Raw genomic sequence first — 19,103 nt, 5'->3', positions numbered from 1 at the left:
TTGTTATTTTAGTAAATTTAGGATTAACTCTTCTAGTGTTTTAAATTGTTCTATCGAATATTTGTCGCACACAATATCGACATTGCCTTTGCGCCAAAAATTTTCTTCAACAACGACTTTCATTTTATTGGATTGAGCAAAAAGTCCAAACTCAAGTAATGATATTGGCGACATTGTATTTCCTGCAAAATACATAATAATGATATCTGCTTTTTCTAATGCATTCAGCTCCCAATCAACTTGCTTTTTAAAATTTTCATTTTCGATCGTTTGTGACCAGCTGGCATCCCATTCATTTCTTCTGGGATTAAAAATGATAAATTTATCTTCTAATAATTCCTCACACTTTTTTTGCCAATTTATCGCTTTGTCCATCTCGATAGAACCAGCTAAAAATATGGTTTTCGAATCACTTTGCAAAGGAATATCTTCAGGGGCTTTATAAACTTTTTTCATTTTATGGGAACTTTATATATTTCGCCGGAACCTCATCTGTCAGCCAAACATTATTTTCAGACAAATAAAATTTAAAACCGTCTTTAAACATTTCTCCACTTTTGATTGTTAGAATTTGAGGAACTCCTCTCCTGCTTCCAACTTTTATTGCCGTTTCTCTATCTTTGGAAAGATGCACATGTTGGCGACTCATTTTTTGAAGTCCTTCTTTTTTAATGTTTTCCAAAAATTTCTCAACCGTTCCGTGGTATAAAAACTCAGAAGGTTCTGTTTCATTCAGGTTTAATTCAACCGAAATCGAATGTCCCTGACTTGCTCTGATTTTCGTTTTGTCTTCATTAAAAGCAAAACGTTTTTTATCATTACTTTCTACGACATAATCCAGAAGTTCAGCAGTCATTTGATTTTGACTTCCTTTCTTATTGCATTTTTCAATTAATTCCTTAACATCTGCCCAACCGTTTTCGTCTAATTTTAAATCGATGGTTTCCGGTGAATGTCTAAGAACCAAACTTAGAAACTTGCTTACGCTTTTTGCTAATTTTTCATTCATGATTTCCAGAGATTTTTAGTTTCTTATTCAGCTCTTCATCCTTAAAAAGAAAAGGTCTTTCTGCAGGAATTATCAGTTTTTCTAATTCTTTATTCTGAACAAATTTGTATTGTTTTTTTACGAATTCAGAAATATCTTCGATCAGTATGATGTCATCTTTTGCAAAAGACTTTATAAAATCATCTCTTAAACCAATCTGAATCGCTCTTCGTTCTAACTTATTCCCGTAAGGATCGTGATCGGGATCCCATTGCAATCTTACAGACGATGTCTTTACTTGTTCTTGCCATTCTTCTCGACTTATTCCGAGCGAATCATTATAAGAAGAATAAACCGCATTTTGCAAATATGTATTGAATGCTGAAATTTTAAGGTGAATTGCCAATACAACTTCTTGTCCTTCTTTAGTTCCCCAACCGTTTCTATACATCATCCACAGAAAATTTGGTTTGATCCACGTCATTCTGTCCAGACTAAATGCTCCACCAAAATATTGATTTTTTGCAGCAAATTCGCCGATTTCTTTTCGATATGATTGATACACTATTATTTCTTCCTCGTCATATTGAGCCATAATGTGATAGCCTGATTTTGGCCATTCTACAATTTGCTCATCGTATTTTTTTAATTCTATTTTCATTTTGTATTGTACACAATATCTTCATTGTGTTATTTTTAATTTTAAACAGTTTGATTTATCTAAAAATCATAAACTGTTACTTCTATATTATTTTTAGAAAGTGTTTTGAGAATGATCGGTTCTATCATCTCCCACTTTCCGCCTGCTAAACCACAGCCAATTCTTGGCATATGAATACTCGTTTTGTTTTCGTTTGCAAAAAGACCTACTTCTTTCAAACCTTCTTCAATAGCATCATATCGTATTGGAGCATTTCCGCTTTCATCTTTATTGATTTTATGCTGACCAATTAAATTTGCTACCCAAAGATCTTCTTCTACCTGAACAAACTGAACTTTACCCAATTCAAAATCATTTTTTGATTTAAACCATTCTCTATATTGGTTTCCGGTTTTTTCCATCTTTTTGAAATCGCCATAACAAATCCTTTTCCCCAACCCCCAATATCATTACAAATATGCACAATGATTTTATTTTCTTCTGATTGAGGAGCTGTCGCATCTCCTTTTGTATATTGAATATCTTTCATCTCTTTTATTATTTCAACTTTGATGACAATCGTTCGCACAAATCATCAATATCATTTTTCCTTGCCAATGCAGTAATCCATTTTTGAGGAATATTTTCGATTCCGTAATAAATTCCTGCCAAACCTCCCGTAATCGCTGCAGTTGTATCGGTATCTCCTCTTAAATTCACTGCTTTTAAAACAGTTTCTTCATAAGTATTCCAATTCAAAAAACACCATAAACTAGCTTGTAAACTATCTAATACATATCCTGACGAGTGAATATTTTTTTCTGGATATTCAGCAATGTTATTTTTTAAAACCCTATCAAACAATTGAATTTCAATCGGATTAAATTTCTTATCACTCAAAAAATCAGAAACAATCTTTTGCATATTCTTATAAGCCTCTACTTTATCGATGTTATTTAAAATTTCTAAGCAATAAACAACATAGATAAAACAAGCAAAGACTGATCTAAAATGAGCGTGAGTAATAGAGGAAACTTCTTTTACTTTTTTGTAAATAACTTCAATATCCTTTTCTTTTTGCAGATAGAAAACTAAAGGTAAAATTCTCATCAAAGAACCATTTCCGTTGTCTTCTTCATAAAAACCTCCACATAAATAAGGCTCATATCCTTTTGCTATATTTTGAATTGCATGTCTTGTCGCTATTCCAATATCAAAAACTTGTCCATGTGGCGTCCATAATTCTGTGCTATACCATTTTACAAAGTTTCTGGCTATATCCCTTAAATTATAACCACTGCTCAAACTTTCGGCTAAACAAAACGCTAAAGAACTATCATCGCTCCAGGTTCCCGCAGGTTGATGATGAGTACCAAAACCAATCATATCGACAACAGGATTTTCCTTGAGATAAACTCTTGATTCAAACTCGACCGGAACTCCTAAAGCGTCACCAACCGCCAAACCAAATAATCCTGATTTAATTTTGTTTTCCATAATCTAATTTATCTCAATTTCATCCCTAACTTCCATCAAAGCAAAACCCAAAATATTCAAGCCTTTCCATTTCTCCGGATTCAGAATATCTTTATGATCACTTGCCATTCCAATTCCCCAAATGGGGTCAACCGGACTTGCTTCTACTAAAACTCTTTCTTTTGTATTTAATAAAAATGTCTTCAAAGCTTTATTCTGATTGAATTTATGATAATTGCCTTGTTTTACGATTTCGTATCGATTCGCTAACCAAAGTTTATCATCATAATTTTTGACTTCACGCCCTAACTTTTTAGCTTCAGCAGGAGAATCAGCTTTAATTATTTTTTCTAAAACTTCATTGTCGTTGAATAATTCGGCTTTTTTGGCCATCATCCAATGTTCAGCGGTTTTGTAAATCACTTTATCGACTTTAAAAGAACTCAGCCACCATTGACTGAAACAGGTTTTAGAAATACTTCCGTGTTTATTTGGTTGATGTCCCCAGAAAAATAAAAATTTACTTTCCGTAGTTATATTTTCTATATTGTATTTCATTTTTTTCTTTATTGAAACAATGAAGTTATCTGTTTAAAACCTTTAGAATCGGGTGAAAATGATCCATAGATTTCTTTAAACTCTGTTGTTATTTTTTCAAATTCATAATCCACTTCAATCTGATCCATACAGGTTACAACCAAATTTCTTTTTGCATTAAAACTATAAGCTGCATCTAACTTTAAACTATAATTTAAAAGCTCATAATCTAAATCGCCGGTTCGAAATTCTCTCTGAAAATCATTATAAACACAGGTTTCTTCTTCGTTATTTTTTAATTTTAATTCTCTTTCATTTGCCATCCAGCCACTTCCATGTCGGGTTAAATAACTTCTCGTAACATAATACATCTCAACATCATCTATTTTTAATTTCTGGCAAATTTCAATTGCATTTTTTGAAGTTGTATTCGCATACGTTACATTCGGAAAAACACCGTGATCCATGTCGAGAAGAATTCCCTGGCTTCCTTCAAAAATCAGATTCTCGTAGTTTTCTAAAAAACTGTAATCGCTAATGTTCCATTTTATTTTGTCAATGATTTCCAGATAATGATCTACTTCTGCATCAATTTCACTTTCATTTAAAAAACCGTAGTAATAAGCGATTTTTTCCAGTTTCTCCAAAAGCATTTGTCTTGGCGCAATGAAATCTATGGCGTACAATTTATACTGACCTTCGTTACGTTTCATTGTGGCTCCAACACCTTTTCCGCAAGTTCCGTGATCCAGATTTCTAACGTTGTTTCGGTTTTGCCAAACATCAAACGGCGTTGTTATTTTGGCTAAAGGATGAATATGAAGTTCAACATTGCCGCCTTTTTCTTCGAGTTCTTCTTTTTCATTGAATAAAAAAACGGGATGAATCGTGCAATGTTCGCTATAATAAGAAGGCAAACCGCGAAGTGCTCCGCTGGCAAAACTCGAATGAACGTGTTTTTTATCACCAATCATTACGGTATGTGCCGCTTGCTGTCCTCCTGAAAACCGAATAACTATAGATTCAGGATTTTGTTTCGCCAGAAAATCTGTTGTAATTCCTTTTCCTTCATCACCAAATCCTAAACCTATAACTATTTGAGCTGTTTTCATTTTGTCTAATTGTTTTGTGGTTAATTCTTAAATACATAGAATAATAGACTTTAGAAATTTAAAAAGGCGTTTCATTTGTTTAAATTCGTTCCGATCCTGTAATCGTTTGCGACTTAGTTAGACGTTGTTTTTATTATGTTCTAGGATTTTCTTTTTATGCGGAAGTTCATATTCGACAAGCTCAAGCGTTATTGGATTCAAATCAATTCTATAAAAATCTGGTAAATGTCCTTTATCGCAAAATAATTTAACGATACTTTCAATATCGTCAAAAGATGATTTAACACCAAATACAACCTTAGTTATTGATTGTATATTAAATACTGCGTCTGCATTTTTGTTGTTGTTAACTATGGTGAATTTATCTTTATCAAAAACTTCAGAATGAAGAACTAATCTAATTTCATCTTCATATTCCCAAATGTTCGATTTGTAAGTAGCCATATATAATGGTAGATGTTCACTTTCCATTGTCCAATTTTGGCGCTCGACAAATAAATCTTCACAATATTTTACAGATATAGGTAGAATATCGTTTTCCTTGTAATTTCCTTGGTTAACATCTGGAAAAATTATTTCAAAGCAAACACCTTTATGGGAATTTGCATAATGTGACCACATTAATTGTGATTTTTTATTTAAATAATTAGATGAGAAACATGTAATGTAAATTTTACTGCAAATTTTTTTAAAAGCCTCATCAGCGATAATTTTAATCATCGAAATATTGCTTTTATCTTCCTTTACTAAATTTGCCCAATCAATTGGTACTAAATAAGGATTAGATTCAAAAGGATCATTAAAACTATCACCTCGAGTAAATCTTAAAGTTTCATTTTCTACAATTAGTTTTAAAGACTCTATTGACAAAAATTTATAAGCTGGTCCAGAGTAAAAAGGTATTTTCATTTGATTTGTTTTAAAATAAAGCCTAATACATAGCTGTGTGTATGTTAAAAAAACTAAAGCATTTCAATATTATCTAATCCGTCAAGCGGTATCGTTCCTAAACCTGACCCTGAACTTTTATGTGTATCGCAAATGATTTTCTTGATTACATTCGGGATTTCTCTGTGATCTTCGATAGACAAACAATTTTGTCCCAATAATTCTCTCCATGCCACATTTGCTCTTACCGCCTGATCAGAATGTAATACGCTGATATGATACACTTCGTAACTTTTTTGTGCTTCTTTTAATAATTCAAGAGATGTATAGGTTTGTTGTCCTGAACCCATAATTTCTTTTATGGCAGATGCTGGAAGCGTTGGTAAATTAGGTTCATCGCCTACAGTAAACAACAATCCTTTTTGACCTCTTTTTTCGAAAGCATCGGTTTTGGTATGAAAAGCTGCAAAATACCACGCCAAAAGATAACTTTCTCCGGCGTTTCCTCCGCCTCCGCCTTCAATATAAGTTCGGGTTAGCCACATATCCAGTTCTTCATCGCCAGATTCAAATTGTCCAACCTGAAGCGGAAATCTGTCGCATTCGTGATCGCCAATTCCTAAAAATAAAAGTGCCGGATCCGGAACACCTCCCTGAATAATTCCGCCCATTAATTTTGGCAATCCTTCCTTGATCAATTCATGCGGAATATGTCCCATACTTCCCGTAACATCTAATCCTAAAATAATTGGAACTGTGTTTGGATGAACTTCTGAATCTCTGGCTTCTCTAAACGTAATGCCGTTCGGGTTCATAGATTCATGTGCCATTCCTATTTGATTTTGAACGAAAATATCACTTGCAGATTTAAATCCGTAACCTGCTGCTGTTGCTCTGCTTGCGCGAGCGCCTAAATCGTATCTTGTACCTCCCATGATTAAAATGTTTTACCAAATAAATATTCGAATCTCTTTTTTGTCACTTCAAACTGAATATTTAAATTTCTGATTGTTAATGATAATTCCATATCTTTTTGTACAAATGCCTCCGGTTGAAAGTCGGCAAAAGTCAAACTATTCTTGTCAAGCGGACTAATATCGATAAGGCCTTCCTGCTCTCTTTCGAGTCTTTTTATTTTAAGTTCGATATCTTCAACTCGACGTCTGTAAATTAATTCAGAATCTTCACCAATTGTTTTGGCTCTGTCTTCTCTAATCTGATCATTGTTTCTTTTTAAAGATTCAATAAATCTTGGTTTTAAATCGTCACTCATAATTTCTAGTTGTTTGGTTAGTTTTTTTGTTTCAGGTTTCAAGTTTCAGGTTGCCGCAGAAAACGTGAAACCTGAAACTTGAAACTTATTAGACCAATTTATCTAAGCTGATTACCTGAACACTTTCTCCTTCAAAATCTTTAACAGAATTAGTTGTAAATATTTTGTCGAAACAATCTAAAACTTCAAAACCTTTATTAAAGATTCCGTGGCTTACGGCTAAGTATAATTTTCCGGCATTTTTGTTTTTTAATTCTTCGGCTAAGCCAACAAAAGTTCCGCCGCCGTCACAAATATCATCTACAATTAAACAATCTATTCCGTTTAAATCATCTTCATATACTTTAAAACCAGATAATCTTCCGGTTTTTACATCACGGCTTTTGCTGCATTCTACAACATCAACACCTCCTAAAAATTCAGAAACTTTATAGATTTTTTTCAGAGCGCCGCCATCCGGAGAAATTAATTTTACGTTTTCACCAATTACTTTTAAAACTTGTTGAATAAAAGTATGATTCGGAATCACTTCACAATTGTTTACCAATGCCGGGGTCACCTCAGAATGCGCATCAAAAACAAAAACTTTGTTCAATTGAAGTCCGTTGATAATATCAGCATATACTTTTACAGAAAGCGATTCTCCTTTTATCATAACACGATCTTGTCTTGCAGCCGGGAAATACGGAATAAACAAATCGATAATTTTAACGTCTATTCTGCGTAAAGCATCTACTGTAATGCACAATAAACCCAAATCGTTGAATGAATTTAATCGATGTGTGATGGTTATTTTTTGAGTTGTATCAAAATCTGGATTGATTTTAATGTGAGGTTCTCCGCCAGAAAATGTAAAACTTTGAAATTTGATTTCTTCCTGATTTTGAAATGGAGTGAATTTTGGGTCTAAATTAAGTATCATAGTTTTTTAGTTTGCGTTAATTATACGCAAATATAGATTTAATTATTTAATAAACAATTTATTTTGTGTAAAATTTACGCAAACTTTATTTCGAAGTGAAATCCTTTCTCTATTAATTCATTGTATTTCAATTTATTAAATCGAAATAATTTTGCCGGACGACCCGTTTTTACTGGCGAAAATTTTTCTGTTTCTTCTAAAATTCCATAACTGAGAATTTTTTTTCTAAAATTTCGGCGGTCAATTTCCTTTTCTAAAATTGTGCAATAAAGATTTTCAAGATCAGAAAACAAAAATTCATCCGGAAGCAAATCGAAACCTATTGGTTCATAAGTAAGTTTGGCTTTTAATCTCGTAATTGCGGTTTGAAGTATTAAATTATGATCGAATGCCAAAGCAGGAATTTCATCAATTTTAAACCATTGTACTTTTTCAGCATCTGTATCGGCTTTAATTTCAAGATTTAAAGCATCGACCAAAGCATAATAAGCAACAGAAATTACCCGGTTTCTGGAATCCCTGAAAATGTCATCGCCAAAGGTGTAAAGCTGCTCCATAAATGTCAACTGAACATTTGTTTCCTCATGCAATTCGCGTATTACAGCATCTTTTAAGGATTCGTCGTGTTTTACCAAACCTCCCGGCAAAGCCCAATATTTAGCTGCAGAACCAAACTGCTGTTCAATTAAAAGCACATATAAACTATTGTTCTTATATCCAAAAACAATGGCATCAACAGCGATTCTGATATTTTGAAAATTTTCCATACTATCACACATTAAAAAAGTTCGCCACGAATTCACGAATTAATACTAATTTTTTGAGCGATTAGTTAAATATTAATTCGAGAATTCGTGGCTAAAAAACATTACATTCTATTTCCTAAAAACAACTTTAATTCCTTGGCAATAGTGTCAAAAAAAGAATTCAAATTATTGTTTTTAGCGGTTAATAAGTACACAAATTCTTCCGGAACATGAAAACTATTCCATAATAACTGCAATTTATTTTCCTTAATATATTTTCTGGCGTTGCAATTCCAGGTTATGGCAACTCCTGTGTTTTTTGACAGCATTTCGAGCATTTCAGATTCTGACGGAATAATATAATTAGGAACCATCGAAGGCCTTTTTTTATTAAAAGCATGCAGCCAGAATATTTTAATGTGTGAAATCCTGGCATCATGACTGTACCATTTTTGCTCATTCAGCCATTGTTCTATCTCTGTATATTTATCTGATTTTAGTCTTTGACGAAATTCTACAGCATCTAATTGCATTGGGGCAACCATGATTAGTTTTATTTTTCCGACGATTTCATAAATAGTATCAAACGTATCAAATCTTTTTGTTGTGATGGCAAAATCAAGTTTTTTTGCATCGACAAGTGCAAAAAGAGTATCATCTTCTGCAAAGGTAAAATCGATAAAATCAAATTTGGAAATTAAAACACTTCCGCAGCTATTGAATAAATCTTTTGAAATGCCAACAGAAATTAATCGGACAGAATCTTCTGCTTTTGCCCTAAAGCCACTTTCGACACTTTCCAGCCGATCGAGTGCATCAATAATTAAATTATTGAGTAACTTAGCGTATTCCGTTGGTTCTACGCCTTTTGACTTTCGATTAAACAATTTATAACCAACATGTGCCTCTAACATTGATATCTGCTGACTTACAGCCGGCTGACTCATAAACAACTCTTTAGAAGCGACCGAAAAATTTCCATTTTTATATACGGCCTTAAAAGTTCTGTACCACTCAAGATTTACCATGACATAAATATATTTATAACAAACATAGTTTATTTTATTTTTACTGATATCACTTTAGGCGTAAATTTGATGAAAATTTAAACTATGAATAAAATAGCATTACTTACAATTATAGCATTCACAGCTTTTAGCACATCTGCGACAGCTCAAAAATCAACTAAAAAGAGTATGAAAAAAGTATTATTTGTTGTTACCAGTAACGATAAACTGGGCAATACCGGAGAAAAAACAGGATTTTGGTCAGAAGAATTAGCTGCACCTTATTATGAATTATTAGATCAGGGTGTCGAAATTACAATTGCGTCGCCGCTTGGAGGACAACCGCCAATTGATCCAAAAAGTGCCGATCCGTCAGCAGCAACCGAAGACACGAAACGTTTTGATGCCGATAAAGATTTACAGGAAAAATTAAAACATACACACAAACTTTCGACTGTTAATCAAAAAGATTATGATGCCGTTTTCTATCCTGGAGGCCACGGACCGCTTTGGGATTTAGTGGAGGATAAAAACTCAATCGCTTTAATCGAATCATTTTATACGCATAAAAAACCAGTTGCTTTTGTTTGTCACGCACCTGCAGTTTTGAAAAACGTAAAAGTAAATGGTGATTATTTAGTGAAAGGCAAAAAAGTAACCGGTTTTACAAATGAAGAGGAAGAAGCAGTTGGGTTAACCAAAGTTGTTCCGTTTTTATTAGAAGATGCTTTAACTCAAAATGGAGCAAAATTCTCAAAAGGACCAAATTGGGCACCTTATTCCGTAGAAGACGGTCTTTTAATTACAGGACAAAATCCCGCTTCGTCTAAATTAGTGGCTGGTAAATTATTGGAAAAATTGAAATAAAAAAAGAGGCTAAGATTCTAAGTCGCTAAGGTTCTAAGGTTAACGCCCTTTAAAAAAACTTAGCGACTTAGTACCTTAGTGGCTCAGAGGCTTAAAAATATTAATAAAAAAGAGATCTAAGTTGCTAAGATTAAAAAACTTAGAACCTTAGCCACTTAGTATCTCAGAAACTCAAAAAAATGCTAAACTTTGAATTATACAATCCGACGAATTTAATTTTCGGAAAAGGACAAATTGAAAAACTTTCTACTTTAGTGCCAAAAGATGCAAAAATTCTTTTGGCTTACGGGGGCGGAAGTATCTTTAAAAACGGCGTTCACCAACAAGTAATCAATAACTTAAAAGGTTTTGATATTGTTGAATTTGGCGGAATTGAGCCAAATCCGCATTTTGAAACGTTGATGAAAGCAGTTGAAGTAATTAAAGCCGAAAAAATAGATTTTATTCTGGCTGTTGGCGGTGGATCTGTTATTGATGGTGTAAAATTTATTTCGGCAGCTGTTAATTTTGACGGAAACCCGATTGATATTTTACAAAAAAGAATTTTGATTAAAGAAAATGCTGTGCCTTTTGGAACTGTTTTAACTTTGCCGGCAACAGGAAGCGAAATGAATTCCGGTTCTGTGGTGACGATTAAAGCAACTCAGGAAAAACTGGCTTTTGGCGGAAGCGCTTTGTTTCCGAAATTCTCTATTTGTGACCCGACAGTTATTGAATCATTGCCAAAAAGACAAATTCAAAACGGTGTTGTAGATGCATATACACACGTAATGGAACAATATTTAACGTATCCGCACGAAGGTTTTTTACAGGACAGAATCGCCGAAGGAATTTTACAAACCTTAATTGAAGTTGGTCCAAAAGTGGTAGAAAACCCAACGGATTATGCTTTGGCTTCGAATTTCATGTGGAGCTGTACCATGGCTTTAAACGGATTGATTCAAAAAGGTGTTCCTTCTGACTGGGCTACGCATATGATTGGTCACGAATTAACGGCTTTGTACGGAATTGACCACGCAAGAACTTTGGCAATTATTGGCCCAAGTTTATACAATGTTATGTTTGAAACTAAAAAAGGAAAACTGGCGCAATACGGAAGAAGAATCTTCAACTTAACAGGTTCTGATGAAGAAGTTGCCAAAGAAGCGATCAACAAAACAGTTGAATTTTTCCATACAATGGGAATGGATACTAAACTTTCGCAATACACAGATGATTACGCAAAAACAGCTGATTTCATCGTAAATCGTTTTAACGAAAGAGGCTGGAAAGGTCTTGGAGAAAACCAATTGGTAACGCTGGAAAAAGTGAAGTCGATTGTTGAGATGAGTTATTAGTCTCAGTTGCAGTATTCAGTCGCAGATCAGCTGAAAACTGTAACCGTAAACTGAAAACTAAATAAAACTGAAAACTACAAAAAGGCGCTCTTAATTTATTTAGGAACGCCTTTTTAAAATACTAAAACAAAACTAACTAACTCAATTTTTATTATACTCATTTAAAAATCTAATTTATAATCAGTTACAACGTAACGATTTGAATTTTATTGTGCAGATAGTAAAATATTTTTTCATTTTACTCACAACCTCCGAAAACCATTGAAATTAAAGGTCTTTTTTAAATTTCTTAATTTAGATTTTGTGTTATTACTACATTATTAAGTACTTTTGTTTTAAATTATTAAAATAATGAGCGAAAATCTAAAATTTGCAGTAATTGGAGGAGGAAGCTGGGCCACGGCAATTGTAAAAATGCTGTGTGTAAACCTTTCTGAAATTTCATGGTACATGCGTAACGATGCTGCAATCGAGCACATTCAAAAATACAAGCACAATCCTAATTATTTAAGTTCGGTTGAATTTGATACAAAAAAACTTAAATTAACCAACAATATAAATGAAGCCGTTGCATATGCAGATTATATCATTTTTGCTATTCCATCTGCTTTTTTAGATGCTGAACTTAAAAATCTGACTGTTTCTTTGACTGATAAAATTATCTTTTCGGCAATTAAAGGAATTGTTCCTGAAACGAGTTTAATTGTTGGCGAGCATTTTCACATCGAATATGACATTCCATACTACAATATTGGCGTAATTACAGGTCCTTGTCACGCTGAAGAAGTAGCTTTAGAAAGACTTTCGTATCTAACAATTGCTTGCGGAGATCCTGATAAAGCTAAAAATGTGGCTAAATATCTATCCGGAAATTACATCAAAGCAAAAATATCAGATGATATTATTGGTACTGAATATGCAGCAATGCTTAAAAACATTTATGCAATCGCCGCCGGAATTGCGCATGGTTTAGGTTACGGAGATAATTTTCAGTCTGTAATGATGAGTAACGGGATCCGTGAGATGAAAAAGTTCATCAGAAAAGTACATAAAATGAAACGTAACATTAATGATTCGGCTTATTTGGGCGATTTATTAGTTACAGGATATTCCGTATTCTCCAGAAACAGAATGTTCGGAAACATGATTGGAAAAGGCTATACCGTAAAAAGCGCGATGATGGAAATGAGCATGGTTGCCGAAGGTTATTATGCTACCAAAAGTGCTTATAAACTAAATCAGGGTTACGGTGCCAAAACGCCTATTATTGACGCTGTTTACAGTATTTTATACGAAGGAAAAGATGCGAAATCGGTTTTTAAGAAATTAACGGAATCTTTGGATTAATTTTCTAGCTCGAAGCAAGATTTGTAGAAGCAAGAAGCAAGACTGGATGTAGAAGAATAAATAAGAGAATATAAAAAAAGAGCCAAGATCTAACAACAATTAGTCTTGGCTCTTTTTTTATATCATAAACAAAAGTCTATATTCTTATTCAAGCATTCAGTCTTATATCTAACATCTTGCTTCTTGCTTCTAAAAATCTTGCATCTACTTTTACTTTACAATTACTCCTTCAACAAAAAGAATCGGAACTTCTTCCGTGCTATTTTCACTGATTAAATTAGATTTAAAGATGAATTTCTTGTCGTACAAAGTGTTTCCGATGAAGAAAGTCACCATAAATTCATTGTTTAAAACCAAAAGACTTTTTTCGATCATTTCGATTTTTACTACAGAAACAGCCGGAACTTCTACAAATGCGTGACGTAAAACAGATGTTTTTTTCATTTCGCCATCAATAGTGCCAAATGCTTTTGAAACGACCATAACGCTGTCTAAATTAAAATCGCTGTCGTTTACCAGATAAGCGTACCACACTTTTTCCATAAAATCGTCGCTCCATTCCTGAACAGCGGCTAAGAATACGTTTTCTACTTCTGGGATTGTTATATCTTTTTTCATATGAGTCAAAAGTTTAAAAGTCAAAAGTCATAAAGTCGAAAGTCATAAAGCCATTATTAGGAGACTTTCGACATTCGACTTTATGACTTTCGACTTAAAATTAAATATTTGCTTTGAATTGCTCTAAGAAACGAACATCATTTTCGTAAAACATACGAATATCACCAATTTGGTATAACAACATCGCGATACGCTCTACTCCCATTCCGAAAGCAAAACCATTGAATTCATCCGGATTAATGTCACAGTTTTTAAGAACATTCGGGTCAACCATTCCACAGCCTCCAATTTCTAACCAGCCAGTTCCTTTTGTAATACGATAATCGGTTTCGGTTTTTAAACCCCAATAAATATCAATTTCGGCACTTGGTTCTGTAAACGGGAAATATGACGGACGTAAACGAATCTTCGATTTTCCGAACATTTCTTTTGTAAAATAAAGAAGCGTTTGTTTCAAATCGGCAAACGAAACGTCTTTGTCAATATACAATCCTTCCACTTGATGGAAAATACAGTGCGAACGTGACGAAATAGCTTCGTTACGAAATACACGTCCCGGAGAAATAGTACGAATTGGCGGTTTGTGATTTTCCATATAACGCACCTGAACAGATGATGTATGCGTACGCAACAACACATCAGGATTGGTCTGAATGAAAAATGTATCCTGCATATCACGCGCCGGATGGTATTCCGGTAAGTTCAATGCTGTAAAATTATGCCAGTCATCTTCGATTTCCGGACCTTCGGAAACGTTGAAACCAATGTTGGCAAAAATATCTATAATTTGATTTTTAACGATCGAAATCGGATGACGGGAACCAATAATAACTGGTTCTGCTGCACGCGTTAAATCGCCAAAAATTCCTTTTGTTTCTTCTTTACTTTCCAGCTCTTCCTGAATAACTCTTACTTTTTCTTCTGCAACAGCTTTCAAAGTATTTATTACTTGTCCAAAGTCTTTTTTCTGGTCATTCGGAATATTTTTGAACTCCGTAAAAAGTTCTTTTAACAACCCTTTACTACCTAAATATTTAATACGGAACTGCTCTAAAGATTCTTTATTTTTATCATTAAAGGCTTTGGCTTCCTCTATATGTTCTTTTATCTTGTCTATCATTTTCCTTCAATAATTGAGAATACAAATTTAGTGATTTTAGTTGAAAGTAAACAGTCCCAGTCGCAGTTTTCAGTTCAGTAGACACTGAAAACTGCGACTGAAAACTGAAAACTATTCAATAACTTCTCGTTCTAAAAAATAATTTACAATCGCTTCTTTCATTAAAACCGATTGTTCTCCTGCTTTTAGTGGCGGTAATTCTTCTTTTACTTTATAATGCGGCCAGCCATCTTCATCAAAATATTCGAATTCATAAAACCCGTAAGGTTCTAATAATCTGCAAATCGCAATGTGCATTAAATTCAATTTTTCATCTTTTTTGAATTCGCGGTGCACTTTTCCAAGTTCCTGAACTCCAATTAGGTAAATTATGGCATCTAAATCTAAGTCTTCTCCTTGCGAAAACTGATTAGATAGTATATCGACGAGCTTTTCCCAACGCTCTTTTAGTTGTGTATCTCTGGACATTTTTTTATAATTATAAATTATGAATTGTGAATTATAAATTCAAAAAACGTAAAATTTAGCTGGCAAAGATACGGACTTCGAAGCCAAAGACCTAAAATTAACGGCTTGCCTTGTTGTATAGGATAAATTGCCCACGGATTCAAGGGGTTTTACTGGTTTACACAGGTTTATTTTTTCATAGTGCAAGTATATTCATGTAAAATCTTTAGCCTTTAATGAGCCAACTCATTTTAATCTGTGCCAATCCGTTCAATCCGTATAATCTGTGGGCTAAAAACTAACCACAAAACTTGCCAATTTAAAGCAGATAATTCTTTTATATTTGCGCCTCAATAAACACGACAGAAAATATGAGTTTTTTAGATATTATTTTGGGAGCACTTTTAGCTTTTAGTCTGTACAAAGGCATCAAAAATGGTCTTTTTGTAGAAGTTGCTTCTTTTGTTTCTTTATTATTGGGAATTTATTTAGCGATAAAATTCTCTTCTATAATGAAAGAAATAATCATGAAACACGTTTCCTGGAATCCAAACACAATTCAGGTTACAGCTTTTATCCTGACTTTTATTTTAGTTGTTATCGGAGTTTATTTCTTAGCAAAAATCCTTACCGGAATTGCCGATTTTGCTTTTCTGGGATGGGTAAATAAACTTGGCGGAGGTTTTTTCAGAGTGCTAAAAACGATTTTAATACTGAGTATCCTTATTGTTTTTTTCGAAAAGATAAACTTCAACAATATGCTGGCTAAAAAAGAGACTTTAGATAAATCTATTTTTTATAATCCGATTAAAAAAGTAGCAGCTTTCGTTTTTCCTACTATCGAAAAATGGTATGAAACTTTTAAAGAAAATCATACGGATAAACCGAAGGAAGATTCTGAAAAAGAATAATTAAGATCCATACTATAGCGAATAAATTTCTCGGAAAGTCGCCAGTTTTCTCATTTTATGTCATTTCGACGAAGGAGAAATCTTCGCAAGTAACTCTACCAAGATTGACGATTTTGATTACGGAGTTACTCACGAAGATTTCTCCTTCGTCGAAATGACAAACGGTACGTTCAATCATTATAGAATATGTCGCTCCGATGGAGCTTACAAATAGTAAACCCGACAGGTTTTATCCCGAGGCTTCGGGACTCTCGCGTTTGAATATAGAATTGTCAGGCTGAGCGAAGTCGAAGCACTTTTATACAAATCGAGCCTTCGACTTTCGCTCAGGATGACACTCACTTTTCAAAAGTAAAATTTACCAGTTTATTTCTAAACTTTCTCCTTTTTTCAAAACGATATTTTGTTTTTTATCACCGTTGATTAAAGTTGTTTTTCCTCCTGTTTTTGAAGAAATAATTACTTTTTTCAGAATTTTATTTTCCCAATTCATTTCGATTTCAAATCCGCCTCTTGCACAAATTCCTTTTACAGAACCGGTTTCCCAGGCATCTGGTAAAGCGGGTAATAATCTGATTTCGTTTTCGTCTGATTGTACTAACATTTCGGCAACGGCTGCAGCTCCGCCAAAATTTCCATCAATTTGAAAGGGCGGATGTGCGTCGAATAAATTCGGGTACGTGCCTCCTCCTCTTCTTGGTTTCTCAGTTTTTTTTCCGTCAGGATCAACGTATCTTAATAATTCGCGGAACATTTTATACGCACGATTTCCATCCCAAAGTCTTGCCCAAAGATTAATTCTCCAGCCTTTTGACCAACCTGTAGTTTCATCGCCTTTTATTTCTAATGTCTTTTTTGAAGCTTCGGCTAAATCAGGCGTTTTCTCGGGTGTAATATGATCGCCCGGAAAAAGTCCGAATAATTGCGATTGATGACGGTGTTTGGGATCTTCATCATTCCAGTCAAAATACCATTCCTGAAGATTTCCTTTTTTACCAATTTGATATGGATGAAATTTTGCAAGTGCCGTTTCTAATTTTGCTCTGAAATCAGCGTCCATATTTAAAACTTTTGAAGCTTTTATCGTTTTATCGAAACATTCTCTAATCATCGCCAAATCGGCCGTTCCGCCGTACATAGTTGCTCCAATAAATCCGTCTGGCGCGATATATTTATTTTCCGGCGAAGTGGATGGCGATGTAATTAAATTTCCGTTTTTATATAAAACCATCCATCCTAAAAAGAATTGTGAAGCGCCTTTCATAATTGGATATCCTTCATTTTTCAGGTATTTTTTATCTTGCGTAAAAACATAATGTTCCCAGATATGCGTGCTCAGCCAAGCGCCTGATAATGGCCAGCAAGCCCAACTTGGATCTTCTTTTCCAAATTGTCCCACCGGATTTGTCATGGCCCAAATATCTGAATTATGTGCCGAAGCCCAGCCTTCGTTTACGCCATAAAAAGTCTTCGCAGTTACTTTTCCGGTTACCGAAAGATTTTTTATGAAAGACAAAAGCGGCAAATGCATTTCTGAAAGATTAGTGTTTTCGGCAAGCCAATAATTTTCTTCCAGATTAATGTTCATTGTATAATTACTGCTCCACGGCGGATTTAAATGCGGATTCCAAATGCCTTGTAAATTTGCCGGAACGCCCAAAGTTCTTGAACTGCTTATTAATAAATAACGTCCGTAATTGAAATAGAGAATTTCGAGGTTTTTATCTTCTTTTCCGTCCGCGTAGCGTAATAAACGTTCGTCAGTTGGTAAATCCGGAGCTGTTGTTTTGCCTAAATCTAGAGTAACGCGATTGTAAAACTTTTGGTAATCGGCAATATGGGATTCTCTTAATTGATCGGATGGTTTTGCATATGCTTTATTTAAATTTTGCAGGGCAATTGCTACATCGTCCAAACCTTCTGTTACCGGATTTTTGTCAAAACCGTTAAAGCTTGTCGCAATAGAAACATAAATAATGGCTTCCGTTGCCTCTTTTATGCTTAAAGTTTCTCTGGAACTTGTCATTTTTCCGTCTGTTTTCTTAATTTGGACTAAAGTCGTAAACTTTGTTCCTCTTTCTTTTATCTCAAGATATTTGGGCGAAACAGTATATCCGGCATTTTCATGAATTGGTGCCGAACCTGTCATTACCAGAATATTGTTTCTGACTTCAACATTTGATTTTAAAAGGCTTTTCAAATTAACATCAAAATTTAAAGCTCCTTTGTGATCGCTTGTTAATTTGATCATCATAATTTGATCCGGAGCCGAAACAAAATATTCACGGGTAAACTTTACGCCGTTCATTTCGTAACTTACTTTTGAGATTGCGTTCGAGATATCTAGTTCGCGATGATAATTTACCGCTTTTCCCTTATCTGAATTATTGATTTCTAATGTTCCTAAAGGTGAAAATGATTCGGAGTTTTTGCCTTCTATTTTTTTATTTAATTCGTCGGCTAGTTTGTAGTTTTCGTTTTTGAGTGCTTCGCGAATGGCCGGAATGTTTTTGTACGCTTCCGGATTCATATTCGCATTTACGGGTTCTCCCGACCAAAGCGTGGCATCGTTCAAATAAATTTTATCCGAATTTGCGCCGCCAAAAATGGTTGCTCCCATTTTTCCGTTTCCTAAAACTAAGCTTTCTTCAAAAAAATCTGCGGGTTGATTGTACCATAAAACATGACTGGATTGGGCCGTCATGTTGATGCAGAAAGAGGTGAATAGTAAAATGAAAAATGTTTTGGTGAGATTCATTTATTCTTTTTTTGATTTTAATTCCGTTAAATATATGCCATTCTTTGCTACAAACATGTCGCTCCTCTGGAGCTTTAGCGTATTGTTATTCCTTTTTTGATCAACGGAT

Annotated in this window: 20 protein-coding genes and 1 pseudogene; 4 read left to right on the top strand and 17 right to left on the bottom strand. The window is 34.1% G+C overall.

The window, feature by feature from the left end; genetic code table 11:
• Positions 1 to 3 precede the first annotated feature (3 nt).
• The 13 genes and pseudogenes from ACZ0AH_RS01780 to ACZ0AH_RS01720 all read right to left on the bottom strand — a co-directional run bounded on the left by ACZ0AH_RS01780 (position 4) and on the right by ACZ0AH_RS01720 (position 9,610).
• On the bottom strand, positions 4 to 456 hold the full coding sequence (locus ACZ0AH_RS01780; protein WP_463474181.1) for a nucleoside 2-deoxyribosyltransferase domain-containing protein: 453 nt from the start codon (positions 454 to 456) through the stop codon (positions 4 to 6).
• 1 nt (position 457) lies between these two features.
• A complete protein-coding gene (locus tag ACZ0AH_RS01775; protein WP_463474180.1) occupies positions 458 to 1,009 on the bottom strand; it encodes an RNA 2'-phosphotransferase in 552 nt (183 codons plus the stop codon).
• The gene (locus ACZ0AH_RS01770; protein WP_463474179.1) at positions 1,002 to 1,649 is read right to left on the bottom strand and encodes a DUF4291 domain-containing protein; all 648 of its coding nucleotides are present in this window, start codon (positions 1,647 to 1,649) and stop codon (positions 1,002 to 1,004) included. Before ACZ0AH_RS01770 ends, ACZ0AH_RS01775 begins: the two co-directional genes overlap by 8 nt.
• 59 nt (positions 1,650 to 1,708) lie before the next feature.
• Positions 1,709 to 2,178, bottom strand: a pseudogene (locus ACZ0AH_RS01765) (macro domain-containing protein).
• A gap of 8 nt (positions 2,179 to 2,186) precedes the next feature.
• Positions 2,187 to 3,125 (bottom strand): ADP-ribosylglycohydrolase family protein, encoded by a 939-nt coding sequence (locus ACZ0AH_RS01760; protein WP_463474178.1) that lies wholly within the window; start codon positions 3,123 to 3,125, stop codon positions 2,187 to 2,189.
• Between the two features lie 3 nt (positions 3,126 to 3,128).
• Positions 3,129 to 3,662, bottom strand: a complete 534-nt coding sequence (locus ACZ0AH_RS01755) for an NADAR family protein (protein ID WP_463474177.1) — start codon at positions 3,660 to 3,662, stop codon at positions 3,129 to 3,131.
• An 8-nt stretch (positions 3,663 to 3,670) separates the two neighbouring features.
• On the bottom strand, positions 3,671 to 4,753 hold the full coding sequence (locus tag ACZ0AH_RS01750) for an adenylosuccinate synthetase (protein WP_463474176.1): 1,083 nt from the start codon (positions 4,751 to 4,753) through the stop codon (positions 3,671 to 3,673).
• 117 nt (positions 4,754 to 4,870) lie between these two features.
• The gene (locus ACZ0AH_RS01745) at positions 4,871 to 5,662 is read right to left on the bottom strand and encodes a DUF2971 domain-containing protein (protein WP_463474175.1); all 792 of its coding nucleotides are present in this window, start codon (positions 5,660 to 5,662) and stop codon (positions 4,871 to 4,873) included.
• Positions 5,663 to 5,715: 53 nt separating this feature from the next.
• A complete protein-coding gene (locus tag ACZ0AH_RS01740) occupies positions 5,716 to 6,576 on the bottom strand; it encodes a hypothetical protein (protein ID WP_463474174.1) in 861 nt (286 codons plus the stop codon).
• Positions 6,577 to 6,578: 2 nt separating this feature from the next.
• Positions 6,579 to 6,914 (bottom strand): hypothetical protein, encoded by a 336-nt coding sequence (locus ACZ0AH_RS01735; protein ID WP_031455095.1) that lies wholly within the window; start codon positions 6,912 to 6,914, stop codon positions 6,579 to 6,581.
• Positions 6,915 to 7,002: 88 nt separating this feature from the next.
• A complete protein-coding gene (gene prs / locus ACZ0AH_RS01730; protein ID WP_463474173.1) occupies positions 7,003 to 7,836 on the bottom strand; it encodes a ribose-phosphate diphosphokinase in 834 nt (277 codons plus the stop codon).
• A 74-nt stretch (positions 7,837 to 7,910) separates the two neighbouring features.
• The gene (locus tag ACZ0AH_RS01725) at positions 7,911 to 8,603 is read right to left on the bottom strand and encodes an NUDIX hydrolase (protein WP_463474172.1); all 693 of its coding nucleotides are present in this window, start codon (positions 8,601 to 8,603) and stop codon (positions 7,911 to 7,913) included.
• Between the two features lie 101 nt (positions 8,604 to 8,704).
• Positions 8,705 to 9,610 (bottom strand): LysR family transcriptional regulator, encoded by a 906-nt coding sequence (locus ACZ0AH_RS01720; RefSeq protein ID WP_463474171.1) that lies wholly within the window; start codon positions 9,608 to 9,610, stop codon positions 8,705 to 8,707.
• Positions 9,611 to 9,694: 84 nt separating this feature from the next.
• Here ACZ0AH_RS01720 and ACZ0AH_RS01715 point away from each other — a divergent pair, with 84 nt between their 5' ends.
• The 3 genes from ACZ0AH_RS01715 to ACZ0AH_RS01705 all read left to right on the top strand — a co-directional run bounded on the left by ACZ0AH_RS01715 (position 9,695) and on the right by ACZ0AH_RS01705 (position 13,140).
• Positions 9,695 to 10,456 carry a type 1 glutamine amidotransferase domain-containing protein gene (locus tag ACZ0AH_RS01715; RefSeq protein ID WP_463474170.1) on the top strand — a complete coding sequence of 254 codons (762 nt, stop codon included), beginning with the start codon at positions 9,695 to 9,697 and terminating at the stop codon, positions 10,454 to 10,456.
• A gap of 179 nt (positions 10,457 to 10,635) precedes the next feature.
• Positions 10,636 to 11,793, top strand: coding sequence for an iron-containing alcohol dehydrogenase (locus ACZ0AH_RS01710; protein ID WP_463474169.1), 1,158 nt, complete (start codon positions 10,636 to 10,638; stop codon positions 11,791 to 11,793).
• 351 nt (positions 11,794 to 12,144) lie between these two features.
• Positions 12,145 to 13,140, top strand: coding sequence for an NAD(P)H-dependent glycerol-3-phosphate dehydrogenase (locus tag ACZ0AH_RS01705; protein ID WP_463474168.1), 996 nt, complete (start codon positions 12,145 to 12,147; stop codon positions 13,138 to 13,140).
• A 210-nt stretch (positions 13,141 to 13,350) separates the two neighbouring features.
• Here the strand turns inward: ACZ0AH_RS01705 and ACZ0AH_RS01700 are convergent, their stop codons facing one another.
• From ACZ0AH_RS01700 to ACZ0AH_RS01690, 3 genes are all read right to left on the bottom strand, one after another.
• On the bottom strand, positions 13,351 to 13,758 hold the full coding sequence (locus ACZ0AH_RS01700; protein WP_463474167.1) for a hypothetical protein: 408 nt from the start codon (positions 13,756 to 13,758) through the stop codon (positions 13,351 to 13,353).
• A 100-nt stretch (positions 13,759 to 13,858) separates the two neighbouring features.
• Complete coding sequence (pheS, locus tag ACZ0AH_RS01695; RefSeq protein ID WP_463474166.1) at positions 13,859 to 14,878, bottom strand: phenylalanine--tRNA ligase subunit alpha; 1,020 nt, start codon at positions 14,876 to 14,878, stop codon at positions 13,859 to 13,861.
• Between the two features lie 111 nt (positions 14,879 to 14,989).
• Positions 14,990 to 15,346 carry a hypothetical protein gene (locus ACZ0AH_RS01690; protein WP_310300651.1) on the bottom strand — a complete coding sequence of 119 codons (357 nt, stop codon included), beginning with the start codon at positions 15,344 to 15,346 and terminating at the stop codon, positions 14,990 to 14,992.
• 350 nt (positions 15,347 to 15,696) lie between these two features.
• Here ACZ0AH_RS01690 and ACZ0AH_RS01685 point away from each other — a divergent pair, with 350 nt between their 5' ends.
• Positions 15,697 to 16,236, top strand: a complete 540-nt coding sequence (locus ACZ0AH_RS01685) for a CvpA family protein (RefSeq protein ID WP_463474165.1) — start codon at positions 15,697 to 15,699, stop codon at positions 16,234 to 16,236.
• Between the two features lie 358 nt (positions 16,237 to 16,594).
• On the opposite strand, the gene ACZ0AH_RS01680 is transcribed toward ACZ0AH_RS01685, so the two are convergent.
• Positions 16,595 to 18,994: a glycoside hydrolase family 95 protein gene (locus ACZ0AH_RS01680; protein ID WP_463474164.1), complete on the bottom strand. Its 2,400-nt coding sequence runs from the start codon at positions 18,992 to 18,994 to the stop codon at positions 16,595 to 16,597.
• Positions 18,995 to 19,103: the final 109 nt, after the last annotated feature.

It is taken from the genome of Flavobacterium sp. AC105 (assembly GCF_979258495.1).
The sequence above is the reverse complement of the archived record's forward strand: the minus strand, read 5'-3'. Positions and strand labels throughout refer to the sequence as shown.